General features: G+C 43.4%; 15 protein-coding genes. 8 read left to right on the top strand and 7 right to left on the bottom strand.

Annotation, left to right across the window (positions count from 1 at the left end):
- The first annotated feature begins 377 nt into the window (after positions 1–377).
- The 3 genes from AC1DFM_RS07590 (at position 378) to AC1DFM_RS07580 (ending at position 10,111) form a co-directional block, all read left to right on the top strand.
- A complete protein-coding gene (locus AC1DFM_RS07590; RefSeq protein ID WP_477076103.1) occupies positions 378–5,519 on the top strand; it encodes a hypothetical protein in 5,142 nt (1,713 codons plus the stop codon).
- Positions 5,520–5,641: 122 nt separating this feature from the next.
- Complete coding sequence (locus AC1DFM_RS07585) at positions 5,642–9,520, top strand: RHS repeat domain-containing protein (RefSeq protein WP_477076102.1); 3,879 nt, start codon at positions 5,642–5,644, stop codon at positions 9,518–9,520.
- A gap of 186 nt (positions 9,521–9,706) precedes the next feature.
- Positions 9,707–10,111, top strand: a complete 405-nt coding sequence (locus AC1DFM_RS07580) for a hypothetical protein (protein ID WP_477076101.1) — start codon at positions 9,707–9,709, stop codon at positions 10,109–10,111.
- Positions 10,112–10,166: 55 nt separating this feature from the next.
- On the opposite strand, the gene AC1DFM_RS07575 is transcribed toward AC1DFM_RS07580, so the two are convergent.
- The 4 genes from AC1DFM_RS07575 to AC1DFM_RS07560 all read right to left on the bottom strand — a co-directional run bounded on the left by AC1DFM_RS07575 (position 10,167) and on the right by AC1DFM_RS07560 (position 13,039).
- Positions 10,167–10,772, bottom strand: a complete 606-nt coding sequence (locus AC1DFM_RS07575; RefSeq protein ID WP_477076100.1) for a hypothetical protein — start codon at positions 10,770–10,772, stop codon at positions 10,167–10,169.
- A 139-nt stretch (positions 10,773–10,911) separates the two neighbouring features.
- Positions 10,912–11,436 carry a cupin domain-containing protein gene (locus AC1DFM_RS07570; RefSeq protein WP_477076099.1) on the bottom strand — a complete coding sequence of 175 codons (525 nt, stop codon included), beginning with the start codon at positions 11,434–11,436 and terminating at the stop codon, positions 10,912–10,914.
- Between the two features lie 132 nt (positions 11,437–11,568).
- On the bottom strand, positions 11,569–12,090 hold the full coding sequence (locus AC1DFM_RS07565) for a DinB family protein (protein WP_477076098.1): 522 nt from the start codon (positions 12,088–12,090) through the stop codon (positions 11,569–11,571).
- An 88-nt stretch (positions 12,091–12,178) separates the two neighbouring features.
- Positions 12,179–13,039, bottom strand: a complete 861-nt coding sequence (locus AC1DFM_RS07560) for a helix-turn-helix domain-containing protein (protein WP_477076097.1) — start codon at positions 13,037–13,039, stop codon at positions 12,179–12,181.
- 180 nt (positions 13,040–13,219) lie between these two features.
- On the opposite strand from AC1DFM_RS07560, the gene AC1DFM_RS07555 reads away from it, so the two are divergent.
- Both AC1DFM_RS07555 and AC1DFM_RS07550 read left to right on the top strand, forming a co-directional pair.
- Positions 13,220–13,681: a copper resistance protein NlpE N-terminal domain-containing protein gene (locus AC1DFM_RS07555; protein ID WP_477076096.1), complete on the top strand. Its 462-nt coding sequence runs from the start codon at positions 13,220–13,222 to the stop codon at positions 13,679–13,681.
- A 140-nt stretch (positions 13,682–13,821) separates the two neighbouring features.
- Entirely contained in the window at positions 13,822–14,490 is a 669-nt protein-coding gene (locus AC1DFM_RS07550; protein WP_477076095.1) for a hypothetical protein, read from the top strand.
- An 84-nt stretch (positions 14,491–14,574) separates the two neighbouring features.
- Here AC1DFM_RS07550 and AC1DFM_RS07545 read toward each other — a convergent pair whose 3' ends face one another.
- Both AC1DFM_RS07545 and AC1DFM_RS07540 read right to left on the bottom strand, forming a co-directional pair.
- Positions 14,575–15,132 (bottom strand): class I SAM-dependent methyltransferase, encoded by a 558-nt coding sequence (locus AC1DFM_RS07545; protein ID WP_477076094.1) that lies wholly within the window; start codon positions 15,130–15,132, stop codon positions 14,575–14,577.
- Positions 15,123–16,109: a GlxA family transcriptional regulator gene (locus tag AC1DFM_RS07540; RefSeq protein WP_477076093.1), complete on the bottom strand. Its 987-nt coding sequence runs from the start codon at positions 16,107–16,109 to the stop codon at positions 15,123–15,125. Before AC1DFM_RS07540 ends, AC1DFM_RS07545 begins: the two co-directional genes overlap by 10 nt.
- A 200-nt stretch (positions 16,110–16,309) precedes the next feature.
- Here AC1DFM_RS07540 and AC1DFM_RS07535 point away from each other — a divergent pair, with 200 nt between their 5' ends.
- Entirely contained in the window at positions 16,310–16,732 is a 423-nt protein-coding gene (locus tag AC1DFM_RS07535; protein WP_477076092.1) for an RDD family protein, read from the top strand.
- Positions 16,733–16,930: 198 nt separating this feature from the next.
- Positions 16,931–17,821: an AraC family transcriptional regulator gene (locus AC1DFM_RS07530; protein WP_477076091.1), complete on the top strand. Its 891-nt coding sequence runs from the start codon at positions 16,931–16,933 to the stop codon at positions 17,819–17,821.
- Here AC1DFM_RS07530 and AC1DFM_RS07525 read toward each other — a convergent pair.
- Complete coding sequence (locus AC1DFM_RS07525) at positions 17,795–18,049, bottom strand: hypothetical protein (RefSeq protein WP_477076090.1); 255 nt, start codon at positions 18,047–18,049, stop codon at positions 17,795–17,797. The two genes, AC1DFM_RS07530 and AC1DFM_RS07525, sit on opposite strands and share 27 nt — an antisense overlap.
- 142 nt (positions 18,050–18,191) lie before the next feature.
- On the opposite strand from AC1DFM_RS07525, the gene AC1DFM_RS07520 reads away from it, so the two are divergent.
- The gene (locus tag AC1DFM_RS07520; RefSeq protein WP_477076089.1) at positions 18,192–19,997 is read left to right on the top strand and encodes a serine hydrolase; all 1,806 of its coding nucleotides are present in this window, start codon (positions 18,192–18,194) and stop codon (positions 19,995–19,997) included.
- Positions 19,998–19,999: the final 2 nt, after the last annotated feature.

The following is a 19,999-nucleotide window of genomic DNA, read 5'->3' as shown; positions in this document are numbered from 1 at the left end:
ATTTTGAGGGGGAAGAGAGACTTCGGGCTTTATTTTGTAGGCGCTGGGATTTGACAACAATGTCAGCATATAATTGGCCACATCATCATTCATAGTGCTGATCATAAGCTGATCAAAATTGGTATTACCAGATAGGTTTTTGATGAAATTAGCTCCAGAAATTTGGAATTATAGAAAGTAATGTTGATATTGAGAAAGATAAATAATTAAGTATTTTGTTGCCTGAAGTTATTGTACTGTGAACCTGTGTATCTGCTAGTAGAATACCCGTTATACCAAAATGAGATAGGTTGTTGATACTGTGATCCCTGTACTGGTTTGTTAGTTTATTCGACTCGCGTATATAATTTTTTCTTTAAGACCTTATTACCTTATCTATGATCTTTCAAAGAAGAGGATTTAAAAGATTCCTGGCCCTGTTTTTTCTTGCCATTTTTGTGTTTCAGATAGGGTTTCCTGTTGCGGCCTATGCGCTTACAGCTGGCCCTAAAACACCTGAAACAGGCAGTTTTGAACCGGTAGATACCACTGATATGGTAAACCCTCAAACGGGTGATTTTACGTATAATATTCCCTTGCTGGATGTCCCGGGGCCGGAGGGTGGGTATCCGCTTGCATTGTCATATCATGCTGATATTAATCCTAACGAAGAAGCGAGTTGGGTTGGACTTGGATGGAACCTCAATCCGGGCGCTATTACCCGTAGTGTGAATGGTTATCCGGATGACTGGAATAACGCGTCACAGTCAAAACGAGACTATTGGGATGGTGTGGCGAGAACTACTTATTCAATCGGAGTTTCTGTAGGGATTGCCGGAACACCTATTAACGTTGGATTTGGGCTGGCATTTTCCAATGATACAGAGAAGGGGTATGGGGTTGGTGTAGATGCCGGAGCAGGCTTCTATCAAAATGGGGTAAGCGTGGGATTGACTTATTCTAACGATGGATATGGGGAAGAGAACTTTGATGCCGGAATAACTATTATGGGGATGACCAGAGTGGGAATAGATAAGAATGGCGGTTATGCCAGTACCAAACTGGCTTCAGTTGGTATACTGGATGTTAATTTAAGTACAAGAGGAGGCGTTTCTCTTGGTCTGAGTGGTAGTACGTCGGTAGGATCAGGTAGTGCTTCTATACATAACAGCCGGGCAGGAAATATTTCCACTGTATCAAAGGGATTCAATCTTTCTATTCCCGTTTATTACCTGCTGAACGTCAACCTGGGGTATTCTTATTACAGGGTATGGTCCGACGAAACGGAAGTAGTGTCAACATATGGCTCGCTATATACCAATAACGGGGGATCTTCAACGTGGGATTATAATACCACTGCTTTTGATTCATATAGTTTACTGGATCATCCTACTTTTAATATGGCTAGTAACAGTGATCCAAGTGAATTGCTGGGAGGTAGTTACCCTGATCTTGATAATTACATGGTGACTGCGCAAGGAGTCACTGGTGCTATACGCCCATATTTTTTTAAAGGGAGTGTATTGAGTCAGAACAGGAGGGATGCCAATGGTAATTATCTTACCAGATATTATCAGATGAATGGTGCCTGGCCCAATCCTGTAGCTAATTTCCGGTTCGTGAACGACTTTTCCAATTCTTACCGGCAGAACTATCCGAATTTTGATTTTACTCCGCTGAACCTTCCGGCGCCTTATGATCCGAATCCTGTTTATGGTAATGGCGATGGCAACACCGGATATCTGGCTGCATCCAATCGCCTGGCAGGAAGCAAACATGTGGATTATTATACCAACAGGTCTATTGTTAATGGCACTGCCCAGGCAGCCGGTTTTATCAATTGTGAGTCATATACAAAAGGATTTACGAGAACCAATGATGACCTGATCGGAGGCTTTTCTGTTACGAATGAGCAGGGAGTCACTTACCATTATGCGCTTCCCGCTTATAACAAGAATGAATACATATATCAGGAGAAGATAGATGCTGCAAGAGGTGATGGTAACGCCAGCTCCTGGAATCTGCTCACCAAAACACCTCCCTATGCTTACGCCTGGCAGCTTACTGCCATAACAGGCCCTGATTATGTGGAACGTGACGGGAATGGTATTCCCAGCGATGGAGACTGGGGATACTGGATTCGGTTTGAGTATGGAAAATTTACAGATAGTTATATATGGCGTAATCCTTCGGAAGGATTTGTCCGCGACATCGACTATAACTTTCAGAATTATGCCAAAGGCATGAAGGAAGTGTATTATCTGAATGCTATCAGCTCCAGAACACATACTGCGTTATTCGAAAAAGTGCCCCGTAAAGATGGAAGAGGGGAGGCCTCGCCAGTTATAAATAATGGAAATAATCAGGGAGCCTTTGATATTAGCACGAGTAAAGTGTCTCTTGCGCTGAAAAGAATTTATTTGTTGAACAAGGCGGATGCTGCGAATGTATCTACGGCTGCAGGAACTTCGTATTCCGGACATTTTTGGGAGAATGTGCTGAATGACGAAGATCTCACGAATGTTCGGTCTAACCTTGAGACGAAGGCCATAAAGATATTGGAATTTAACCAGGATTATGCCCTTTGTGACCAAACGCCGAATAGTTTGACTGGTGAATTTGTATTTCCGCTTACAGGTAAGCTTACATTAAAGAGTCTGGTTTCCCGCGGGAAAGGAGGTGTTCAGTCTTTGCCTCCTACTACTTTTAATTATGAGCTTTCTGAGGCAGAACAGCGCAAATCCGGTTCTATTTTAAATCCCGGATCAAATCCAGGCTCTCCAACCAATATTGTTATGCCGGCGGGATCAGCTGCTTATCAGGTAGGTGATCTGTTGCAGATCTCCACGATTCTTGAACGTTATACCGCAAGGGTTACGGCGGTAAACAGCCCTAATAATTATACCGTCAGTTATATAGGGAAAACGCTTTCGGCAAATTCAACAATAGTGTCGGTAAACATAACCAAGAATCCATCTTATCAAAAAGATGCCTATGACAACTGGGGGAATTATAAGTCAGATTATGATGGCAGCAGTAAGGATAATGAAAACCTGAGAAGAACCACCAGTCCTCTTTCCGCGAAAGATGCCGATGCATGGTCTTTACGAAGTATTGGCACTCCGCTGGGAGCCACGGTGAATATTGACTATGAGCCGGATTCCTATTCGAAGAATGTGTTGAACGGAAACGGATCATTACTGATGAGTTCAATAGCATTTGATCAGGTAAATAAAATCATTACCTGTAATGTAAACACACTGAATTATCCATTGAGTAGCTTCTTCAAGGTGGGAGATCAGATAGATGTAATGATGTCGCAGTACGTTACACCAGTACAGAAAAGTCTTTCAGATCCTGCATGTTTGAGCGCACCGTGGCCTGCTTCTTTCTTTGTGACGATTAACAGTAAAGTAATTGGTGTTAAACCAGTAGTTACAGAGATTGATGAAGTGAATAAAAAAATTAAGTTCACTTATCCCGGAGGTATATTTATTGGTAATCAAACGATAGACAATTGCTTCGATTATAAGTATCCGGCTCCCTCGGTTGGTAATCTCTTTACCTATAATAACCGTGAAACATTTGGTGGTGGTATCCGGGTAAAATCGCTTACCATCACTGATGATATCAGTGGCACTTTCAGCCGTACCAATTATGGTTATAACAAACCTGGCCAGCAAATTTCTTCCGGAGTTACGGCTTATGATCCTGTGGTGTTAGATGTGAGTGGAGCCATAGACACTAAGTTCAAGGAAAATCTTTATCAGGATGTAAATCGCATGCTTACGATGGCCCGGGAATTACCGCCACCGGGAGTAATATATGAATACGTAACCGTTAACAGTCAGAAAGGCAAAAATACAGAGGTGTACAATAACCCCGGAAAGGTTGTTTACCAGTATCAGGTGTTTTCCAAAAACATGATTGATATAATTGAGGTAAGCCGCACTTATGGTACCGTAGCTGGCAAACAAACGGATGCCAGAAATGTGGCACTGAAAAACTATTGTACCCGGATCGGTAATCTGAAACGGATAATAAGTTATGACGATAAAGGAAATAAACTGGGCGAGACTATATATGATTACCTGGATTCGGGTATGGAGGATCTTTCCATGGCGGATTTTGTAACACAATACGACGCAAAGCTGGCTGGCATTGCCTATCAGGGCGTAGTAAAGGAACGGTTTGCGCAATTGAAGGAACGGAATAATAAGTATATGGTAATGATGTCGGCCCGGGAAGAATATCCCAATGTAACGATGGGCGAAACGCATATTGACTATAAAACAAATGTAAAAACAACGAGCCGTAATATTGGCTTTGACTTTTACAGTGGTGCCATCACCAAAAAACTGGAAACAGATGCATATGGCAATAGTTTTCTGACGGAAGTAATACCCGCCTATCGCAAATATCCGGCGATGGGCTTAAAACAAGGGGCTGCCGGTAATAAAAATATGTTGACGCAAATAGCCGGTTCTTCTGTTTATAAAGTAGATGCCAACAATAACAAACTGGCGCTGGTAGGAGCTTCTGCACAAACGTGGAGTAACAGTATTCCTGCAGTATTACCCGATAATATTGGTAATACCGTTTTACAGAATGGTAGCATTACAGCTAACGGCAATGTATGGCGCGCGCAATCTAGCTATAGCTGGATGAAGCCAGGTATATCGGCGGATGGATTAACACCGCTGAATCAGTTCACAGATTTTAACTGGACAAATCCTGCGGCGGCCGATGCCAGCTGGAAGAAGGCAAACGAGAATATGTTGGTGGACGTTTATTCTCATTCCCTGATGGAAAAGGATATGAACAACAACTATAAAGCTACCAAGCTTGGTTATAATAATTCGCAGGTGATTACCACCGGTACTTTTACCAAATACAATGAGCTCTCCTTCTCTGGTGCAGAAGATGCGCTGGTGAATGGATATTTCAGCGGATGGATTTCTCCGGGAAGTGGTACTGTTGTTACGGACGTAGTTTCGCCCACCGCGAACGCACACACGGGATACAGTAGTTTGAAAACAGGAAGTGGATTGGCCGGATTTAATACCAGCGTGACGTTGACGGCAGCCGAAGCCGGCAAATCTTATGTCTCCAGTGTGTGGGTAAAAAGCAGTACTGCCGTAGCTCCTGTTGCCAGTATCTATTATCAGGTGAATGGTGGTGCAATAGTAAGCGGCAACGTAGTAGCTACCAGAAAAGCCGGGGACTGGTATCAGTTAAATATTGTAACACCGGCGTCGGCGGCAGTGAGTGGTGCCACCATTGTGTTTGGATGCAAAAATAATGGCACCACGGATGTTTATTTTGATGATTTCCGGGTAAGACCAGCAAATGCCAATACCTCTGCATATGTATATGATAAGCAGACGTGGGCCCCGACCTATATGCTCGATAATAATAACCTATTTGTACGTTATGAATACGATGCAAGCGGGCGCGTAATTGCTACTTATCGCGAAACCTTTGGCAACGGCGTGTTCAAAACCAATGAAACGCAATACAAGTACAAACAGAGTTTATAAATACTTTAACTGTTAAAGTTTATCCCATGCGTTCATTCATATTGATATTGAAGATTGCATTATTTTATGTAGTTATATCCTCTGGACAGTTGTTAGCACAAACTACCGAAACCAGCGGGCCTATGACAATTCCAATACCTCCCGCTACCACCGTTACTATGGGCCCCGGAAGTGTGATGATTTACCGGAGCGGAACGGAGATAAGTATTTTACCTCAAACAGATGTCCAGGCGGGAGCGGATGTACTTTTCACGATAGCCGCAGACGGTGGCGCAGATGCCAATGTAAACTGGATACTCGGAAAAAGCTTTGATGCCGCCGGAAATGTTACAGGGGAGCATAAAAGCTATTTTGATGGCCAGGGCTCGTTGCTGCAGGCGCAAACCCACAATATGACCGCTAATCAGTTCTTAGCCAGTCAGCCGATCTATGACCAGCTGGGTCGTGCTGCTATCAATACCTTGTCTGCTCCTACGATGGGTACTACCTTTGCTTATAAAAATGATTTTGTAACCAACAGTACAGGTGGTATTTACAACTATACCAATTTTGACGGAACAAAATTAAATGCCCCGGATGCTGTAGGTAATAGTGTGTCCGGTACTTTAGGGTGGTATTACAGTAACAACAATACGCTTGAGCCCTATGTACCTGCCACTGGTTACCCTTATAGCCGTAGTGATTTTTATAATGATGGCACAGCAGACCTAAAACGATCCGGGGGGATAGGGGAATCCTTCAAAATGGGTGGTGGTCATGAATCCAGCGTTTATACAATGCCGGTTAATGCAGAGTTGACCCATTACCTGCAGGTGCGTAACAAATTCTTCACTGCCGCGGAAATTGGTGCCGTACCAGCTAACCTGGTGAGTAGCGCCGTGCAAAATGTAGGGCGTGACGAAAATGGAAGTGAAGGTATGAATATCACCAGCTCAAATGGTGCGCAACTAATGGCTGCCCGTCCTGGTGCCGGCGGACTTACTGTTGCAAACAGTGTTGCCCTGCAGGCGTCAACAGATATTGCCAGTACAATTCCTGCTATCTATTATTTTAAATTGATGACAGCCACCGTGGTAAATATTACAGGCAGTTATGCCTTGTATAACATGAGCGGTAATGAGGCGCAAATGACATTTACCAGCGGAGGTACCCTGCAGCCGGGATACTATAAAGTGGTGGCTTTAACCGGGGCTGTAACGGTGGCTTACAGTGTAGGCTATACGGATATTAACTATAACTATTATAATCAGGTAGGCCAGTTAATAGCTACTATTCCACCGGAAGGGGTAAATAAGTTACTGAACGGAGGACTTAACAGCTATGCTACAAAATCAGATATTCCATTTGTTACCTTGTCAGAATATGATATTAATGGTCGCAGACGGGCTACTTATAATAAAGAGCAGGGTAGAAGTGAGTATGTGTATCGTCAGGATGGAAGAATGAGATTTTCGCAAAATGCAGGACAACGTCTGGCGGGCACATATGCCTATAGTAATTACGACCAKACCGGCCGTATCATTGAAACAGGAGAATTTAAACCTACGGGCACCGGTGTTGCGTTTAACATCAATGGTATGGGCATAGAAGAAAATGTGAACGTTGATGGCGGACTGGGTACCGGTACCAAAAGTTATTGGGTGAAAACAACCTATGATGTACCTGTAAGTACAGGTCTGGCCGGATATGTACAAGATGATATCTATTTAACAGGTGTTACTTCTTATACCGAAAATATGGCCGGAGCTAAAACCTGGTTTAATTATGATGAACAGGGACATTTAGTATGGGCAGTGGAAGATATTCCCGGGCTGGGAAAAAAGACGATCGACTACAGCTTAAATTCACTTGGTCAGGTAACAAAAGTAATTTTTCAGAAAGGTACAGTGGCAGAAACCTTTGTACACTATTATGAATATGATGCAGATCAACGTTTGGCAGCCGTATATACCAATACAACTGACAATACTGCCACAAGAAAGCTGCAGGCAAAATATGCATATTATATCCATGGACCGTTGAAACGGGTTGAGCTGGGCGGTAATGTACAGGGGCTGGATTATACGTATACTATCAATGGGAAACTAAAAGCGATTAATCATGCCAGTAAAGACCTGGACCCTGGTAAAGATGGTATTTCCGGCGTGAATGCCGCTTTTGCTAAAGATGCTTTTGGTTTGAATCTGGAGTATTATAACGGAGATTACACCCGTAGTGGCACCAGCATTAACAGCATTCCACTGACTACAACCGTAGCTGATGATCAGTTTACGGGAAACATTAAAGGAATGGGCTGGTACAGTCGTAAGCCACAGAGCGTGATTACCGCCATGGGTGCGGCGATAGAAGACCCTACGATGTATGCTTATAAATATGACCGGAAGTATCAATTGAATACAGGTACCTGGGGGGCACCAAATTATGCAACACCGGGATTTGTGGCCAGCAGTGCTTTTAAGGAATACAACCTGAACTATGATGCACAAGGTAACATATTGTCATTGGCACGAACAGGTAGTGGTGGTGCTGTTACAGATAATTTCACTTATAGCTACCCCGTTGCCAGTAATCAGTTGCAAACAGTAACAAATGGTAGTACCACTTATGGTAGTTACGCTTATAATGTTTTAGGTCAGCTGGCAACAGAAACACCGACCGGCAGTCCTGCACGATACATAAAGTATGATGCAGCGGGTAAAGCAGTAGGCGTATATGCGGATGCCGCATTCACGCAACCCAAAGTGACTTTTACCTATAATGAAAAGGGGCAGAGAATCATAAAGAAAGATTTCGTTAATAATAACACGGTCTATTATTTACCGGACGGAAGTGGAAATGTGATGGCGATTTATACGCAGGCCGGTACTGGTGCTATTAGCCAGGCAGAAGTACCTTTATATGCAGCCGGCCGGATAGGTATTTACCGTAGAGGAACTGCTTTGAGCGAATATGAATTAAGTGATCACCTGGGTAACGTCCGTGCCACCATCGATCAGAACCGGATCATCAAGCAATATGCCGATTACTATCCATTTGGTAGCGTATTACGTGATGGAGGCTCATTGGATTATCGCTATGGTTTCMAGGGACAATATAATGAGAAAGACAAGGAAACCGGCTGGAATGCCTTTGAACTGAGAATGTATGATAGCCGAATAGCACGTTGGTTGAGTACCGATCCACAGGCAGCTGAAAGAAGTTGGTTGTCGCCCTACAATTTTGTGCAGAATAATCCGGTCAATAGAGTGGACGAAACCGGAGGAATTGATGACTGGGTGGAGCATGACGGTGTCGTGGACTATGATAGCCGGGTAACCAATCAAAAAACAGCGGAGCGGTATTACGGAAGTAAAGCTATTTATCACGCGCCAGGTTATAGTTATACGGCTTTCGGAGGAGAAAATATTATTCTTGGAAATGAGGGCGTACTTACCAGCAATGGAAGATCTTTCCTGTCACCCGACATGGCGGTGGGCAAAAATTACCCTGCGATGGCCAATTGGGCATTTGGAGTCGTTGGTGCAGAAAGATCCTTCAGAGGTAGTTTTGTTGATGTTGCGGAGCTGTATGCCCAGGGGTACCGTAGAAACGGGAAATCGTTTTCTAATTATAAGTTAGAGGGTAGAAACTTCAATTTGTTTAAGAACAAGCCAATGACAGAAGCAACCAAACCTATAAACACGTTAGCCCGTACAGGAAAAATAATAGGCACAGCGGCTTTTGTTACCGGGTTGGTAATGGATGGAATAGGTGTTGCTATCTATCAATCTAATCCATCGTCACCTTATGCTGTTCATCCTGCTAAAGCGGGCTTAAATACCGGCATGGGAGCCCTGTCTTTGGAGTTAAATCCTTTGGCGGGTGTGCTATATTTTGGTATGGATGCATTTTATCCGGGGGGCTGGGTTGGATATGCTAATGATTATGAAGGATTGCAAAGAGAAAATGCACGAATAAATCCCGGCTTTATTACTGCCCCATTTGGCGCTACAAAGTTCTAATCCTTTGTTCCGGTTTATTGTCCATCAAAGGGATAATAAACCGGAACTATACAGGCGGTTTGAATGAACGTTTTTGAAATCAAATAATACAAAAAAAGTGTAATTTGTAATCGTTCATAGAAAATACCATTCCGGTGGAAACGTCGAGTATATGGTAGTCCCTTGTAAGATTTTAGTGTATAAAAGATGAGTATAAAAAAAGCATATTATTATTTATTCTATAAATTGTACAGGCATTTCCAGAATGCGCCGTCGGTATGGTGGTCAGAATGGAAAGCTACCCTGGCACTGGACGTCCTGGTTTTATTGATTCCGTTATCTGGATTGGTGTATTATATGACTTTTGTCGATCGACATTTGGATTTGAGTGTTAAATATTTAGGGTTATTTGTTGGCGCTTTCGTTACCTTGTTTGTAGTGCTTCCCAACTATTTTATTTTCAATCATAAGGATCAGTGGAGAGATATTGTGAATGAGTTTGATCAATTCCCCAAAAAGAAGAACCGGATAGGTGGATGGATCGTTTGGATCATCATATTTGCACTAATAGCTAATTTAATTTTCTCCTATTATTTACTGTATCACATATAGTACAAAGCCGAAAAGCTCAAACTAACTACCTGTTCACCTCTCCGGTGCAACAAAACTATTTTTTCACAAGAGTGTCTGCAAGAGCAATCGTTTGATTTTGCTGTTTAATAAACGCTTCCAGTGGTTTCGTGGAGGGTAAATTATCTTGTTGATATTTTTCAATAACGGGTAAGGTCCTTACAATTTTCAACACCCGATGAAGATCCGATATACTGATTTCGTTTTTCGATAGTGCCTTTAGCAGCTCATTGTGTGGGGCCATGCGCGCATGGTATGTTGCTAGGTTGGTAGCAATTAAAACTTTCATTTTAGCTCTCAGTAACGAGTCTTTAATAGCGGAGACGTTTCCCTTCGCCGAGCTGAAATAGGAGGCTATCTTCTCATCAAACTTGTTAAATGATTCCGTTGAATCTTCTTTACTATTTTTAAGGTCATCAATGTTTACTTCCAGTCTCTTTAAGGTAGCGTCCTTACTGACAAGTTCATCGTAAACACTTTCAACTAAGTCAACACCGTGCCCTCTTTTTGAAATGATTTGGAAAGAGTTTTGGTCTTTTAGTGCTTTGGGTGTTTGCGGTGAGGGCGGATTTTGTACACGTTTATTGTGACAGGAAACAAGCGTAAGTACAAGAATTGCTGATAGACATATTTTCATTGTCATACTAGGGATAATAAGGTTTATTGTCTGGAGCCTGTATGGGTCCGGAACGTTTCAATCGTTACGAATGGCAATATTCGGTTAAATATATAAAAAAATAAACACTTTGCTTCTGCTGCATCCTGGGCTTCTCGGGTCATTGTTACAATTTTACCTTATATCTCTTCATTACGTCGGACAGTAAATCAAACCGGTAATGAATATCATATTTTTCTTCTAAATGTTTAAAATCCCCAGGTTTGGGCCGGTTATTATTTTCAAATAATAAGGCTAGTTCCTGCATATAGTATTCGTGTCCTCCCGGAATACAGATATCGATTGTCTTTGCCTTAGCAGTGCTGCTATTCCAGAATGTATGTACCATGCCTTTCGGACGCAGATGCCAGCCACCTGCTTTTACCTCAATCATATTATTTCCGGTCATAAAAACAACAGTTCCTTCCAATACCCGGCATATTTCATCCGTTTTTTCGTGATAATGTGGCGGTGCACCTAACTCTCCTGGCTGAATGATAGTTTCCCACAAACCAAGACGATTGGATGTTTCCGTACTATTAAGTTTGAAGGTGATCTGCATATCACCCACTTTCACTGTTTTGCCTTCACCAGACGGAATGCATATAGCAGCAGGATACTGAAGGGGACCACAAGGTAAGCTATAGCTCATTAATGAAGAGAGATACGGCGCCAGCGAAAGTGTAGCAAGACGCTGGATTAACTGCCTGCGGTTAATTTGCGCACAAAACGGAATAAATTAATCCCAATAGCAGTGGTTTATATCCTGAAAAGTTCAATGAGCTTAATTGGGCAATGTAGCGTTAAGGCATTTCAACTGAAAGTAAGTTGCCATATCAAGGGAAGAAAAATTACTAAAACCAGTCTGACGTAATAGAGTCACCAATTGACCACGATGGTAGGTTGAATGGTTTATCGCATGTACGACCGTTTGCCAAAAAGGCATTTGACCAATACGGCCATCTTTGGGATATTTGAAACTGACGGCCTGTAAATAATTTTCTACCGGATAACTTTCAATGCAGGTAGTGAAATTTGCTAATATACTAATCCAGATTTCAATCAATTCATTTTTTGTTCCTTTAAATTCCATTGATAGGAATGTTGGATCTGGGGCATGTCTCCAATGATCTACCCAATACTTTTCTCCACTGATAATATGGATCGCTGTTTTACTGACACTACTAAAACTACTGGTGATCACCTGATCCCATTGTTGATCATTTACCAGGTGTAACCATTCTATTATTTTGCTATCAGCCCAGCAATTGTAATTTGCTATCTCTTGCAAATAATCTCTGTTCATAAATCTTCTTTTTTTGATGATGGTGCAAAAGTAGTTTCAAAAAAGCGGGGGAAAGATAGATAGGCGTCCATAAAGTGTGGCTACACGTTCAAATGGATAACTGATACTGCTTTGGCGTTACGCCATATATTTGCTTAAAGGCCTGGATAAAACTTGAGAGGTTCTCATAGCCGAGTTCAGAAAAGATGTCACTTGCTTTATAATTGTTCGTACGCAACATTTCTGCCGCTTTTTCCATTCTTTTTTCCAGCAGCCATCTGTTAGGGCTGTTTTTATAAAGGCGGGCAAACCGGCGCTTGAAGGTAGACAGGCTCATATTGCATAAGAAAGCCAGCTCTTGAATAGTGATATTACTGGTAATATGCGATGTCACTGCCTGACGAATCAACAGGTCATTATCTGCTTCATAATGCATGTTCCTGATCTGTTGGATTTGTTCAGGATATTTCACAGCGAGATATACGAGCAATTCTTCCAGCTTTACCTTTTGCAACTGGGAATGCAGAGGTTTATCGCTAACAAGTAAGCTGTCAAGAGAACGGGTAAAATTGATCAGAAATTCGTCCTTCTCAAATAGCAGGAATGGAAGCTGGTCAACCATTTTTGCCGGCCTTTCGATGAGCATACTATGCCGATCAAAGAAATTGGAGAGGAGTGTGCCGTCAAAGCAAATAAGTATACTGTGATATTCAGCTCCTGGTGCAGCAATTTTTTCGCTCATCAGGCAATTCCCGGCAGTCAGCATTACAAACTGGTGAGGCTTTACGTTGACCTTCATACCTGCAAAATGAACCGTTTTTTCACCGTCAAGCAGAAAGGTAATCATGTTTTGTGGCAACGTTATCATAGCTCTTGTGGCAGGTTTTACTGACCGATAGCGAATGATGGAAATGCCTCCATCATTATGATCAAATGACTGGGAATTGGCAGGTAAGAAATTTACGCTCATTTAAAAGGTTATGAATGAATTGGCAAGATGCAAATTAGGGGAATATTTACAAATACAGGCGGGCGGTTAAATGAAACGCCTTTTAGCAGATACTTTATCGGATTAAAACAGAGAAATCAGAACATTTCCCCAAGTGTAATGTTATTGTTACTTCTTTCTAATACTATAAAGCATTACAATATGAAGATCAAAGCAATTCTTGCCGCATCAATGACCGCTTTTGCGGCTTTTACTGTTTCCTGTGGTACTGGTAGCAACAAGACCGCCACCGCCGACACCGCTGCTGTTCAGACCCCGGAGCCGGCAGCTAAGCCCGTGTCCGCATTTAACGCTGGTAGTTTCAAAGGAACTATTCCCGGCGGGTCAGCAAAAGTAAATGTAGCCATTACTTTCGGCGCTGACTCTACCTTTTCTATGTCTGAAGAGTACCTTGATAAAAGTGGTAAGCCAGCACATACGATGTCTACCAAAGGGAAATGGAAGTATGCAGATGACACTAAACAAATCTATCTGGTTTATGAAAACCTGCAAGACAGAGGTACTTCTTTTACGATAGTAGATGAAAAAACCATCCAGATGCATAATAGTAGTATGCAAACCAAAGCTAGCGAAGGAGCTGAATATAATCTTAAAAGAGAATAACGGATGCCAACAGTACGTTATGCGTCGGTGCTGCCTTCTAATGTGGCCACCAGAGAGCTGGGCCTGGCCTGATCTGGTATCGGGAAGAAATTTTTCCTGCTGGCAAATTTCTTCCCAATACCTTTGATAAATATTTTAAGATGAACAGAGAACAACTTACCGACGACCAACTTTTTTTCCGGTTGCTGCACAATAGAACAGATAAAACCTATTGGAATAACATTGTGGCGCTGCGTGCACGGCCAGGCGATACTATTTTTACACGATGCCATGAATTGGCTACCACCGGAAATGAGCAGGAAAAGATCCTCGCAGTTAATGTGCTGGCGCAACTGGGCGGCACTCCCCGACCTTTCTATGCACAATCCATCGCATTGTATTTTGATATGCTGGAAACAACAAGAACGCCCAAATTGATAAGTACCATTTTATATGCAGTGGGGCATAACAACAAGCAGCTGTCTGCCGCGCAGATCTGCCACATAGCTACTTTCAGCCGGCATCCCCGGAAGGATGTAAGGTCGGCGGTAGTGTATGCTTTGCTCACTGTAAACGATCCTGTTGCCATTGATACATTGATCCTTCTTAGTACAGACAAGGTAGCCGACATCAGGAACTGGGCAACGTTTGGACTAGGAACGCAGCTGGAAAATAGGGACGCCCATATTATCAATGCCTTATGGAACAGGATCAATGATACAAATGAAGATACCCGCCTGGAAGCCATTGCCGGCCTGGCTCACCGAGAAGATCCCCGCGTAAAGGATATGCCGGAGCTGGCGCAATTATCTGATTTTATGAACCCTTGATAACTTTCAAGGAAGATATAGACAAACTCACCATACCCGAACCATCAATCTGCATAACAACGACCAGCCGTTCAATGACTAATTTCAACTAGAAAGGTTAGCATCCTCCCGTGTTACTAACGAACCACTCCCAAACAGCGCTGCATACATATTCCCGCCACCATAGGAAGAGGGCCTTTCGCCCAGCTTTACAGCCATCGTGAAGCCTGCCTGATGAAACAATTTTTTTAATGTATTAAACGGCACCGGGTAGGGTACCCATGGATTCGCCCTGGTGGTTTCATATTCTACCATGATAAAAAAAGCGTTCTCCTGCAGATGTGGCTTTACGCGTTCAATAAAGGCGGATTTGTCGGCCACGTAATGAATGGAGTTAGCCATCAGGATGCCATGGAGGGCGGATACAGGTAAATCATCTTTTACGAAATCCAGCTGTCCCGGTTGAATAACAACCTGGTGTGGATTGGGCAGGGGCAACAAAGATGGTTTGTTTTTATCTAACGCATAGATGGTACTGCCGGCGGTCAGATAGTGCGCCAGGGCATAGGTGAATAATCCGCTGCCACATCCCAGGTCTGCCCAGGTACCGGTGGAAGGAATTACATTATTTTTAATGAGGGCAATAGCATCTTCTACATGCATGACATCTCCGCGGTTGTTTTATGAAATTTATCTTTATAATCTAGCGGGGATAAGCCGGTTATTTTTTTGAACACTTCCCGGAATGCTTTTTCATCTGAGTAGCCTACGTCAATCATTACTTCGAGTACGCTTTTATTACTTTTCTCCAGGGTACTTTTAGCTACTTCTACTTTTACCCGTTGGAGGTATTCAACAGGGGTGTTGCCGGTAGCTTTGATAAAGCGTCGATCAAAATTTCGCCGGCTGGTAGCCAGTTTGGAGGCCAGTTGCTCAAAGGAAATTCTTTCTCCCAGGTTCTCTTCGATATAGGTTTGCGCCTGGGTGATTAAGTCATCTCCATGATTTTTTTGTACCTGAAAAATTCTGAAAGGCGATTGAGAGGAACGCTCAATATCAATTTGAAATATTTTTGAGCAGTAGATCGCGGTTGCCCGGTCGAAATATATTTCTACGAGATAGAGGATCAGATTCAAAAACGAGTAGCCGCCACCGTTAGTATATATTCTTTGCTCAGCGGTAATAAGGTGATCCGGTTGCAACTGCACATTGGGAAACAGTTGACGGAAATCGGCGGATAAACTCCAGTGGGTGGCGCAGCTTCTGCCATCCAGTAATCCGGTGGAAGCCAGCAGGAATGCGCCGGAACACATGCTGGCAATTTCGGCGCCGCCTTTATACTGCGTTTTGATCCAGTTAATCAGCGCCCCATTTTTTTGGATGAGCTGATCATTGTAATCTACGGAGGGGATAATAAGTAAATCAGTTTTGTGGATGTCTCCCAGATAGCTGGGGCGTATAGAAAAGAAGCCGTGATCTACTTTCAGTTCCTTCACAAATCCTGCAATCTGTATGTCCATGAGTGGAGGATTCCCCATTGCCTGCCAGTATGCGTGAGCGCCTTTCAGAATCTCAAAGGAGCCGGTAATACTGCTTAGGTTAATGTCGCCGGAAGGAACAATAATGGTAACGTGTTTCATGGATAATCTTTTAGTAAAGATACACTTTTATGTATGTCCAAAATGGCCCGAAATAGTCTTTGTTTTACATGCTGCCAGGCCTCGCTTAGGGCGTTGGCTTTGAGGAGGTAAAAAGTACTGCTGAAGGAGCCACAGGGGGATTACTGCCAAATATATAAAAAGAATTGATTATTTTAGGGAGATATATACCTGTACTTACCATGGAAGATTCATTGTTATCCTTATCAGAAGAAGAAGTAGAATACCCCCATTTAAGCACCCGTGTGCAATCTACTTTTATAGATCTCTTGTTCATAGTCCTTTTAATGTACCTTTTCGGTGTTCTGCTGGAGCTTTTGGGAGAAGTACCAGACAGCGTGCGTATCGGATTATTCGTTTTTGTCTGGATCATCTACGAGCCTTTGTTCACGACTTTCGGATGTACCGTGGGGAACTATATCAAAGGCATACGTGTACGGCGGATAGATAATACAGGAAGACGTATTCCTTTCCATATGGCCCTGGTCCGCTATGTGGTGAAATGCGCACTGGGATGGATTTCGTTTTTAACCATCCATGGTAACAAAGAAAGAAGAGCGATTCATGATCTGGCTGCCAATAGTGTGATGATCCGGCAACAGTAGTGCAGGAGCGGGGATGAAAGTAGCCGAAACACCGGGCTGCTTTCAGATAGCCGTATCAGTTATAAGGAGTTTTTAATGTGAGGGTATCACCAAAATAGCTAACTTTAGTCCTGATACCAGGTTCCATCCCCCTGGTGGTTAGAAAGAGCAATAGCATTGTTAGCCCGGCGAATCTGCATTTTTGTTAATAGTTGCCTCATGGTTACCACTTTTGCCGTATTGCCGGCACTACATCTGCAACGCTATATAAAGCGTTATTGTCTCCGGGAAATAGATACGCAAGGGGCCGAGCTGCTTAAACCGCTCCTGGCCAGTGATGAATCTATTTTAGCATTGGCATTAACTGATACGCCGGCATCTTATCATACCAATGGTAACAGCAGCATGATAGACCTCCGGGATCGCCATTTATTCGGACTACAAACAGCTTTCAACGGATACCAGATTTTTAAAGGCCAGTATAAACTACTCTGCATTGAATTCAACGCCAATGGCTTCTTCTCTCTTTTCAATGTGCCGATGACACATATCAGAAATAACTTGTGGAGTTTTGATGATATTATCGGGGAAAACCTGTTTTACCTGAACGAACAGTTATACAATACCCGCCACTTTTCCGGCATCGTAATGCAGCTCGATCGTTTCTTTACCTGCGCGCTGCAACGCCGCTCCGGATCAGGAAAGTACACGGAACAAATCTCMTGGGCCTATCACCATTTATGCCGTGATTATACCGCCGAAGTGCCGCAGATAGCCAAGGTCGCCAATATGAGCCTGCGCAATTTTGAACAGAAATTTACGGAGCAGGTAGGCATGACACCCATCTTACTGAAAAGAATCAGACGTTTCCAGAAAGCGGTAGCGCTGAAAGCGCAACAACCCGGTCTTTCCTGGACTTCCATTGCATACGACTGCGATTATTTCGACCAGATGCATCTGATCAAAGACTTCAAAGCGTTTAGCAGCTTGTCGCCCAGGTCCTTCTTTCAACAAATGCCGCCGCCGGAAGAAAAAATTATTTCCATGTCATCACCAACGGGAACGCCTGTTGCTTCCAACAGATTAATTCATACCAATGGCATCAGATAGCTGCTGCTCCAGCTGCAGGTAGGCCGGCGGACAAATATTCCGGTCAGTAATTTTAAAATTGATGCCATCCGTGGCCTGCATATGAAAGCGTACCTGTGCATTATTATAGGGTACATATACCTGGTACAGCTGCTTTTCGCGGGTATTTACCGGGTGCATATCAAACGTTACTTCCTGCTCTTCCACCTGTACGGAGAAAGTGAATTTCTTTATTACGGGTATTGCCATCGTTGTTGTGAACTAAAGTTGGAGCGCGAAGGTCCGGTATTAAAACAGGAATTACAAATTTGATCTATCATCATAAATATCCATATGCATATTTGTAGAAGTCGCTTATTTGCCGTAAACTTATTGAGTAATAACTAACCCGATGAAAGTCTCTCTTGTACGCGCAGGCCTCAGCACCCTTTGTTGTGTTGGCATGATGTCCCTGGCGAATGCCCAATCCCCGGCTCAGAAACTGGAAAAAATAGATACCGTTTTATCAAATATCCTAAAAGAGGAACACGGTGCCGGTTTTGCCATTGCCGTAGTGGAGAAAGATAAAGTAGTATTTACAAAAGGGTTTGGCTATCGGAATCTTGCCGGCAGGCTGCCGGTTACCCCGCATACACAATTTGCCATTGGCTCCTGTACCAAAGCATTTACCAGCGCATTGCTGGGTAACTTACGCAAAGAAGGTAAAGTAGATTTTGATAAGCCGGCAACTACTTATTTACCGGCACTCGACTTTTCAGATCCTGCCCTGAACTACCAGGTAACGTTGCGTGATATGATGTGCCACAGAACCGGCTTTTCCCGCTACGACCTGGCCTGGTACTTTTTTAATACCAGCTCCCGCGATACGCTGCTGCAACGCATGCACTATATGAAGCCTACGATGCCACTGCGCAGCCGCTGGCAATACAACAACTTCATGTTCATGGTGCAGGGCATGGTAACAGAACGACTCACCGGAAAATCCTGGGAGCAAAATATCACCAGCCAGATTTTTCAACCGCTGGGTATGACTGAATCGTCTATCGGTACCGTGGCGTTAGCAGCTGCACCGGAGCCATCATGGGGGTATATAGCAAACAAAAATAAGAAGGGCGTTACCACGATTGAAGCAACAAAGTATCATCCTATTATCGCGATGGCTCCCGCAGGAGCCATCAACAGCACCGCTACAGATATGGCCAAATGGCTCATTACCTGGATCAACGAAGGGAAATATGCGCAAAAAGACGTGCTGCCAGCTGATTATGTAAACGAAGCAATTTCCTCGCAAATGGTCATGGATTCCGGTACACCTGAGGCGGAAGCACCATATATACAATTTGGTAACTACGGTTTTGGTTGGATGATGTATGCTTACCGCGGCCACTACCGTGTGGAACATGGCGGAAATGTAGACGGATTTACGGCGCTGACTACCTTTTACCCCACGGATAGTATTGGCATTGTTGTCCTCAGCAATCAGGGCTATTCCAAGATTCCATCCAGGGTAATTAATGCGGTGTCCGACCAGCTCTTCGGGGTAGCCACCCCTCCGAAAAAGGAAGATGCCCCAACAGAAGATACCAGCAAGCCTTATGTGGATACCAGTTTTAAAGCGCATCCAGCTACCCATCCTATATCTGCTTTCACAGGCGTGTTTCGGAATAATGCTTTCGGCGACCTGAATATCTATCAGAAAAAGGATTCATTATTTGTGGGACTACCGGACTTTACCTGGCACCTTTATCATGAAGACTATGACATTTATATTCCTTACGATGCTGCTGACACCGCGATTAACCTTAATGAAAAATCCAACATACGTTTCCAGTTTTTGATGAATACTACGGGAGATATTGACCGCGTGAGTTTCACCTATGATCCGTCCGGTGATCCGGTGATCTTCGATAAGCAATTGCCTAAAGTAGAGATAGCCGCAGCCGCTTATGCACAGTACACGGGCGTTTACCGTATAACCGGTACGGCCATCACGATCAAATTATCTGATAACAAAGTGTTATCGATGGAAGTGCCGGGCCAGCGTACTTATACGCTGGAACCTGTTGATAAAGATGCGTTCAACCTGAAAGGACTGAAAGGGTATAAAGTACAATTTGTGGGAGATGGCAAAGGAGGTATAATCGCGTTGATATCTATTCAGCCTAACGGTAGTTTTCGGGCACTAAAAGATAAGTAACT

The organism is Chitinophaga sp. 05T412 (assembly GCF_056396465.1).
Note: the sequence above shows the minus strand (reverse complement) of the source record. Positions and strands in the feature narration are given on the sequence as shown.